Genomic DNA, 481 nt, shown 5'->3' on the forward strand with positions numbered 1-481 from the left:
GCTCCTGTGACTGCAAAGCTGCAAATTTGACTTTTAGTTCTTCAACCTGTTCAGTGGTGAGAGATTCGACAAATATGACTGGCGGAAAATCAGGGTCGTTTTTTATCCCTGGGCGCGGTTCGATAATCCCCATCTTACCAAACTCAGCAACCATTTGTAGCATTTGCTCAGGGGCTTTTCCTTTCAACCTCCGTAGCCAACTATCCCGTGTGTGATAAGCAGCTAGTCTTTGTTCGCGAGGTAAATCCACATTCATGACAATCTCATAATTCTTTTGGGTCAGAACTTGGTTAGGCACACGAGCAGGCCAAAAGGTAGGAATGTATGGATCATATTCTGGCTCATAGCCAGATCGACAAAAAGCAGTATCCCCTTGCCAAGGAAGAGCCATCCATCGTGTTAAGTCTCCAGCCCCTTGTGAGGAGAGTGGTCCTCCTGGTTGCAGCGCGATCGCCTGAGTTAGGGTTTTACCATAATCAGG

At 47.2% G+C, this 481-nt stretch carries 1 protein-coding gene; it reads right to left on the reverse strand.

Going from position 1 to position 481, the window contains the following annotated elements:
- Positions 1-481, reverse strand: a 481-nt coding sequence (locus tag G4P69_RS35365) for a LodA/GoxA family CTQ-dependent oxidase (protein ID WP_208354582.1), incomplete at both ends; no start/stop codon positions are given.

The sequence above is a fragment of the Aetokthonos hydrillicola CCALA 1050 genome, from assembly GCF_017591665.1.
GTDB lineage: Bacteria > Cyanobacteriota > Cyanobacteriia > Cyanobacteriales > Nostocaceae > Aetokthonos > Aetokthonos hydrillicola.